This is a genomic window from Nonomuraea sp. NPDC003754, from assembly GCF_053605785.1.
The window spans coordinates 20,057-27,008 of sequence record NZ_JBSGJX010000067.1 but is presented as its reverse complement, the minus strand read 5'-3'; the positions used below and the strand labels follow the sequence as shown (position 1 = coordinate 27,008).

The 6,952-nt window shown below is 66.6% G+C and carries 5 protein-coding genes; 2 read left to right on the top strand and 3 right to left on the bottom strand.

Annotation, left to right across the window (positions count from 1 at the left end):
- Positions 1-1,199 (bottom strand): tyrosine-type recombinase/integrase (locus tag ACWEVS_RS43470; protein WP_452556784.1); only part of this gene is annotated, 1,199 nt, incomplete at its 3' end.
- A 1,636-nt stretch (positions 1,200-2,835) separates the two neighbouring features.
- On the opposite strand from ACWEVS_RS43470, the gene ACWEVS_RS43465 reads away from it, so the two are divergent.
- Positions 2,836-3,396 (top strand): GbsR/MarR family transcriptional regulator, encoded by a 561-nt coding sequence (locus ACWEVS_RS43465; protein ID WP_452556782.1) that lies wholly within the window; start codon positions 2,836-2,838, stop codon positions 3,394-3,396.
- Positions 3,351-4,466: a TetR/AcrR family transcriptional regulator gene (locus ACWEVS_RS43460; protein WP_452556786.1), complete on the top strand. Its 1,116-nt coding sequence runs from the start codon at positions 3,351-3,353 to the stop codon at positions 4,464-4,466. Before ACWEVS_RS43465 ends, ACWEVS_RS43460 begins: the two co-directional genes overlap by 46 nt.
- A gap of 280 nt (positions 4,467-4,746) precedes the next feature.
- Here ACWEVS_RS43460 and ACWEVS_RS43455 read toward each other — a convergent pair whose 3' ends face one another.
- Positions 4,747-5,475: a thioesterase II family protein gene (locus ACWEVS_RS43455; RefSeq protein ID WP_449930144.1), complete on the bottom strand. Its 729-nt coding sequence runs from the start codon at positions 5,473-5,475 to the stop codon at positions 4,747-4,749.
- The gene (locus ACWEVS_RS43450) at positions 5,472-6,941 is read right to left on the bottom strand and encodes a class I adenylate-forming enzyme family protein (protein WP_452556779.1); all 1,470 of its coding nucleotides are present in this window, start codon (positions 6,939-6,941) and stop codon (positions 5,472-5,474) included. Before ACWEVS_RS43450 ends, ACWEVS_RS43455 begins: the two co-directional genes overlap by 4 nt.
- Positions 6,942-6,952 lie beyond the last annotated feature (11 nt).

Here is a 6,952-nt window from a genome sequence, read left to right as displayed (position 1 = left end):
ACCGGCGGCAACCCCGCCAGATAGGCCAACCACAAGAACTGGTCGGACACGTGCTGCGGGTGCAGCCGATCCCCATCCGGTTGGGTGAACACAAAGCCGGTCTCCTTCCACGCCTCCCCCGCCGCGAGCCGTTCCTCCTGCTGGTGCCGCCTGTGCGCCCGCAAGATCCCGACCGTCTCGGCATCCAGCGCGATGGTACGCATCGAGGCATCGGTCTTGGGCCTGCCCTCGTGGATCTGCCCCGCAAGCTGCACCAGTTGCCAGGCGATACGCGCGGATCCCACGTCGAGATCGACATCCTTCCAGCGCAACCCGCACGCCTCCCCGCGTCGTAGCCCCCGAAGCGTGATCAGCCGATACAAGGCGAACAGCCGATGTCTCCTGGCCTCCTCCAGAAACAGCCGAGTCTGCTCCGGCGTCCACACCATCACCGACGACGGACGCGACACCCGGACATAGGCATCGATCGGATCGACCCTCCGGCCACCGCGCCGCGCCCTCTCCGCCGTGCGATAGTCACGCAACTCACGATGCCATTCCTCGACCCGGTCCCCCGTCCATACCAGCGCCTTGGGCCGGGCAATGGCCGGCATCTCCAGCACCGCAGCCGGGTTGAAGTCGATCAGCCGGTCCTGGCGGATAGCCGCGTTCAGCGCGTGCCGAAGCGTCGCCCGGATGCGGTGCATGGTGGCCGTGCTGACCGCACGCCGATACTTGACGCTGGCCCGCACCTCACGGTCCGCGCTGGCCCGCCGCTCGGCGATGACGTCGTTGAACTCCTCGATCTGCTCGAACATCCCGGCCACATCACCGACCCTGAGCTGATCCAGCCGGATATGCCCCAGATACGGCGTCAGATACAGCCGGATGTGGCCCTCATAGGAGCGCCGGGTCGTTTCCTCGATCTTCCGCTTGCGCTTGAGGAACTCCTCCAGCCACTGCGCCACCGTCACGTCCTGGGTCAGGTCCTGCCGGGTCCGCACCCTGCGCCGCACCACCTCGACGCTGGGCAGCACGCCGGTCTCGGCCAGCGTCCGCTTGACCAGATCCGCGACCTGATTGCGGACCAGCACCTCGCTGGGCTCGGCAAACGCCAGCAGCTCACGCACCTGCATCAGTTGGGCGTTCGCGGCGTCCTGGGAGGCGAAGCCACTACGGCGCAGCGGGCCCCGGCGCCTTCCCTCCACGGTGGCGGGCAACTCGATTTGGTAGCACCAGATGCCGTGCCGGTTACTCCAGCCCCCGCCAGGGCGCCGTAGCTTGGGACACTTCTGCCCCAACTCCTTACCGTCCACTCCTGTGCAGGAGCACCGCTTATACGTGGTGCCGTCAGCCATCACCTGTCTCCCTTCACTCCGTGACGTCTTCTCCCGCGCAGACACGAACAGCGCACGGGCACAACCCGAGGCGTTGGTCAGGCGAGCACGCCCTCACCAACACCCGGGGCCGGTGCGCGGCCGCGTCGGGCGGGGATGTATCGACGCCCACCTCCACGGCACCCGTCAAGCCCAATCCGATCGTCGTTCCGGATTTCCACGACCACCACCGCCCCCATCCGGATGGGCACACCGATGTCGACCGCAGACGGTCAACGACGGATCTCCTGTCACCAGTCCAAATACCTACCGCCAGACCCGAAATCGGACAGCCGCGCAGGGCAAGATTTGGTCATTTCCGCTGACGCCACAGAAAGCGGGAACAGGCACGAGGACATACCGACATGAGCGAGCAGCCGACGGCACGACCCGACACAGCCGACCGTGGCGCAATCATCAAAATGAAGAAAGAAAAGCTGCACACGCTGGGCTAATAAAGCTGTGGACTTTTAATCCGCAGGTTCCAGGTTCCACTGCAAGGCCGTACCGCCGTCCATGCGTGGTGCGTCCCCAACCCCGCCCGCTCAGCCTCGCGCTTCACCTCACCCATCGCAACCGAACAGGGCCTATGGTGCGAGCAGCAGCCAGTCGATCGCCTGGTGCAGGCTTAGGTCGCTTTGGGTTACACCTTTTTCGGCACCCGAAAGATCCGAGCCAGACACTCGATGTCCAATCGCACGTGCCCGTCGGGCAGATCATTCTCCGCCACGACCCGCGCCATGTTGATCACCCCGCATCATGCCTGCGACGACGAGTCGTCGGCGCATGGATCGCAGGTCGTTGAGTTCGGTCACATCTCGGGCGGGCTGTGTTGCGATGTCCCGGGCCGTTGCGGCCAGCCTGGTCATGGCCCACTTGGCAGGAAAGCCTGGCTTGGAGAACGCTTGAGTGATCGCATGGGTGCCGCTGACGTCACGACCTTGAGCGGCGTTCTGGCTTGGCCTTCTGATGATCGTCGCGGGGGTCTGAGTTGACGATGCCGCTTAAACGATCTACCGATGTACACGATCCGTACACGCGAGCAACCAGCGAGCAACCAAACATGATCAACAACTCGCGCGGAGAGCCTAGGGAATCGTGAAACCCCAGGTCAGACACGGTATGGAAGAGTAGGGCGGGTGGGACTTGAACCCACGACCCACGGATTATGAGTTGGCTTGATCAATGACGTCTGATGCCGCGCCGTACCGCATTCTGTCACTCTGACCGTGATTGCCCCCCTGCCGACGTGCCGGACCATGACGACGCCTGGCGCGTCGTACCGCATGCACACGAGCAACCAGCGAGCAATCACACGTCCTTGACCAATGGCAACCGCCGACCTGCGATCCGTCCGCCGAAGACCCGTCGTCGCAGGCATGATCAACGAATACCACCACGCCGCCTAACCACAGCTCAGCCCACGAAACTCAATATTCGAGCGGCACAGGGCAGACCCACATCCACGATCAGCCGCGAAGTGGCACGCAACAGCGCTCCCGGCGGCTACCTGGCCGGCCGCGCCCAGCAGGCCACCGGGCAGCGCGCCCGCCGCAGCAGACCGGTTCGGGCCACGGAGTCACCGGCCGACGGACGGCCGCCCGCCATCGTGCGTGGTTTCGTGGAGCAGTTCGCGACGCTGCTGGTCGGGACCGGCCTTCCCCGGATGCCCGCTCGCCTGTTCGTCTGCCTGCTCACCTCCGACTCCGGGAGCCCGACGTCCGCCGAGCTCGTACGCCGGCTACAGGTCAGCCCGGCGTCGGTGTCCAAGGCCATCGGCTACCTCGAGGAGATCGAGCTGGTCAGGCGCACACAGGATTCCGGCCGCCGCGAGCGGTACGTCATCGACGACGACGTCTGGCTCCGGGCGTTCAATGCCGACACCGGGGCACAGGCCGAGCCGATAGCCGTAGGGGTGGTTTCCGCCCTCTCAGCGGACGGGCTGCAGAGTGACGGGGAGCGGCCCAAGCTGAGGTCTCTTCCCGGCACGTGGATATGGGTCTGCGGGGTTGTGGAGACGCTTGCCGGCGGCGTCGCCTGAGCAACTTCCTGAGTTTCCCACGGCCGGCGTGGCCAAATCCCCATCACGCAATACTTGCAATGGACCCAACAGGCTTACCCGCAATGCAACCAGCCCTCGCCACCGCTCTACTGCGATGTCGCCTGATGCCGACTTTGACATTCAATGTTGAAGAGGCGCATGTGAGGGCTCGCATCTGGGACCACGTCCCAGATGCGGTTGCGGTTGATCGAAAGTCGATCTGGTTACGATCGCTGTTCGACCTATCCAAATTGTGGCAATCCGGTACCGTGTTAGCAAGGCATAGAGGAGTCCATATGGCAAATCGCAGACTTCCACCCGCCATCCCCGCGCCCCCGTGGCGGACCGTCGCCAGGCCGGAGCCCGACAAGGAGCCGTTGACGCGGAATCTCATCCTGAAAACGGCCCTGCGAATTATCGATAGAGAAGGCTTGGACGCCTTGAGCATGCGCCGGGTCGCCCACGACCTGCAGACGGGGCCGGCCTCCCTCTACGCGCACGTGGCCAACAAGAACGAACTTCTGGAATTGCTCATCGATATGGTGTTCGGGGAGGTCTCGGTCCCACAGACTGACGCCGAGCACTGGCAGGAGAAGCTGAGGGAACTCGCCTTCGAGCTCAGGCGGGCGCTGACCAGGCACGGGGATATCGCGCGGCTGGTCAGCGCCTTCGCGCCCTGCGGTCCGAACGGGGTATGGGTGGCCGAAGCATTCCTGTCCATACTGCGCGCCGCCGGGCTGTCGGACCAGGAGTGCGGCTGGGCGGTGGGCCGTCTGACCTTGTACATCACCGCGGACGCGCTCGAGGTGAGCCAGCACTTCAGCAGGGGGCGTGCGACCGAGCCCAACGTCGAGGCCCACTGGCGGCGGCTGGGCGACTACTACTCCAGCCTTCCACCGCAGCACTTTCCGCACACCACGGCGATGGCGGAGACCCTGCTCTCCGGTAGCGGCGACGCGCGCTTCGAATTCGGCCTCGACCTTCTCATGCATGGCCTGAAAATTGTTTGCGAAAATCAGCAGAAGACGTCCGACGAAACTCCAGAACCTGCCGCATTCGTAGATCTTTAGATTAGGGTTCGCCACGTCGGCGATAGTGGCTGATCCGTACCGGGGATTGATGGACAAAGCCGGAAGTACGGCCGGCCCGGCACGGAATCGACGACGTTCGCGGTCGGAACGAACAGGCGTACCAGAACGTGGCGGACCTCGGTGAGCAAGGGCTTAAAGCAGCCAGAGCGTCAGCCGCGGCTGTTTCAAATCATGATGTCGGCGGCTGAACCTGCAGATCGATAGATGCGGTAGTACTGAACCGGTGTACCCGCGGCCAGCTCTTCGGCCAGTATTTCGATCACTTGGTGCACCCGCCAGAGTGCTCCCGCCCGCGCGCCAGGAACGGCCTCAGCGTTTCAGCGAGCTCACCAACACGTTCGAAGATCGAGAAGTGATTGCCGTCGTGGCGCACGACCGTGCACTCCCGCTGCGTGCAGTGCGCCCAGCCCGCGCCCGCGTCCGGCCCTACGAGCGGGTCCTCCCGTCCCTGGATCACCAGCAACGGAGCGGAGATCCGGCGCGGTGGTGAGCCGGAGTCGTAGGAGACGGTGTTGCGCACGTCGGCACGGATCAGCGGCACGAAGAGCGTGGCGGCGATCGACGGGCTGAGCCCGGCCGGCACGCCACCCACGGTCTGGAGCGCCTCGAACAGCTCCAGGTCGGTCAGCTCCAGAGCGTCATCCCCCCAGTTCGCCCTCGTCTGCGGCGGGTTGCGCCCGGAGACGACCACCAGGCACGGCCCGTCGCTCGCCGAATCCTCAATGATCGCAGCCATCTCGTAGGCGATGAGGCCGCCCATGCTGTGCCCGAACAGGATGTACGGCCCGCCCCCCGCTCTCTCCCGCACACGGCGAGCGAGATCCATGGCGGCCGCGCGCACGGAAGGCGCGACCGGCTCAGCGGAGCGGGTGCCGCGGCCTGCGAGCTCCAGCGGGACGACCTCGGCATCGTCGGCGAACCACTCCTGCCAGCCGCGGTAGACCCGGGCTGATCCGCCGGCGTAGGGCACGCAGAAGAGCAGCGTCATTTGTGGAAGTCCTCAGGGTCGGCGGTGGCGATCTGGATGGCTCGAGGGCGTTCGGCGGGCAGGAGCAGGGAGTCGAGTTCCGACCGGAGCCTCGCTTCCGTGTCCGGTCGTGTGTCGGTGACCGTGATCTCCAGGTCGAGGGCACTCTCGCCGCCCGCGCCCTCGGTCAACCGCGGTACGCAGCGCACGACTCCGGCGATGGCGTTGACGGTCTGCCGCAGGCCGCTGAGCGAGACCTTCTCGCCGCGGATGATCGCGAAGTCCGACAGCCGGCCGCAGAAGTAGTGGTAGCCGTCATCGTCGACGGTGAAGACGTCGCCGGTGGCGATCCGGCCGGGGGCGATCAGGGTGCGCGCGGCCGCCGATCCACCGATCTTCCTCTCCAGCACGGTGTCGGACTCCACCAGGAGTTCGCCGGTCTCCGGGCGTAGGGACGTCCGTACCCCCGGCAGGGGCAGGCCGACGGAGGCGTGCCGGTGGGCCGGTTCGGCGTGGGCGGCGAGGGTCAGGACGCGCGGGCCCGCCTCGGTGAGGCCGTAGGTGAGGTACAGCTCGCCGTCTGGCCTGGCCGCCAGCAGCCGGGCTACCTGGGCCGGGTGGATCTGGTCCCCGCCGATGGTCATGACCCGGGGACCCGGTGACGGCAGGGCACCGTGGGCCAGGAGTCTGCGGGCGAGTTCCGGGGTGATGGAGGAGTGGGTCACGCCGTGGGCCGCGATGGCCGATTCGTAGCCGGCCGGGGTGAAGGGCGGCCCGGTGACGACGATCCGAGCGCCCGTGACATAGGCGGCCAGCACCTGGGCGACCATCGCGTACGAGTAGTACAGCGGCAGGTTGACCAGCACGGTGTCGTCAGCTGTCATGCCGACCGCCGCGGCGTGGCGGCGGGCGTTGCGCAACAGGGCGTCGACGCGGTGCAGGCAGGCGCTGAAGGCTCCGGAGGTGCCGGAGGTGGACATGAGCACCTGTCCGGCCCGGTACGGCGGCGCCGCGTCGGCGTCGGGTTGCGCATGCCCGGCCCGGTACGGCGAGGCGGTGCCGGCTTCGGGTCGCGCTCGCCCGCCCCGGCCGACCGGCGTGTCGCCGTCGAGCAGCACCGCCTCAACTTCGCCGACGGCATGGCTGGCGGCTGCGCCGTACCTCTCCGGATCCGGTCTGGCGGCCAGCAGGGCCCGCGCTCCCAGTGTGGCCGCGAGCCGTCTTGTCCGGGCAGGCGGGGTCCTGGGGGCGATGGCGATCGGGACGAAGCCGAGCAGCAGGGCGGCCAGATACGTGCGCACCGTCCGCATGGAGTTGGACAGCGCGATGATGACCGCGTCACCGGGTTCGAGGCCGAGCTTCGCGAGGTCGTCCAGGGTGCCGTCGATCCCTTCATGGGATGTCCGGGCGGCCAGGTCGGCCGACCTGGCCAGGAAGTCGGCGACCGGTCTCACGTCCAGCGGCGGTCCGTGGTTGGTGGTGGACATCAGAGGCATTC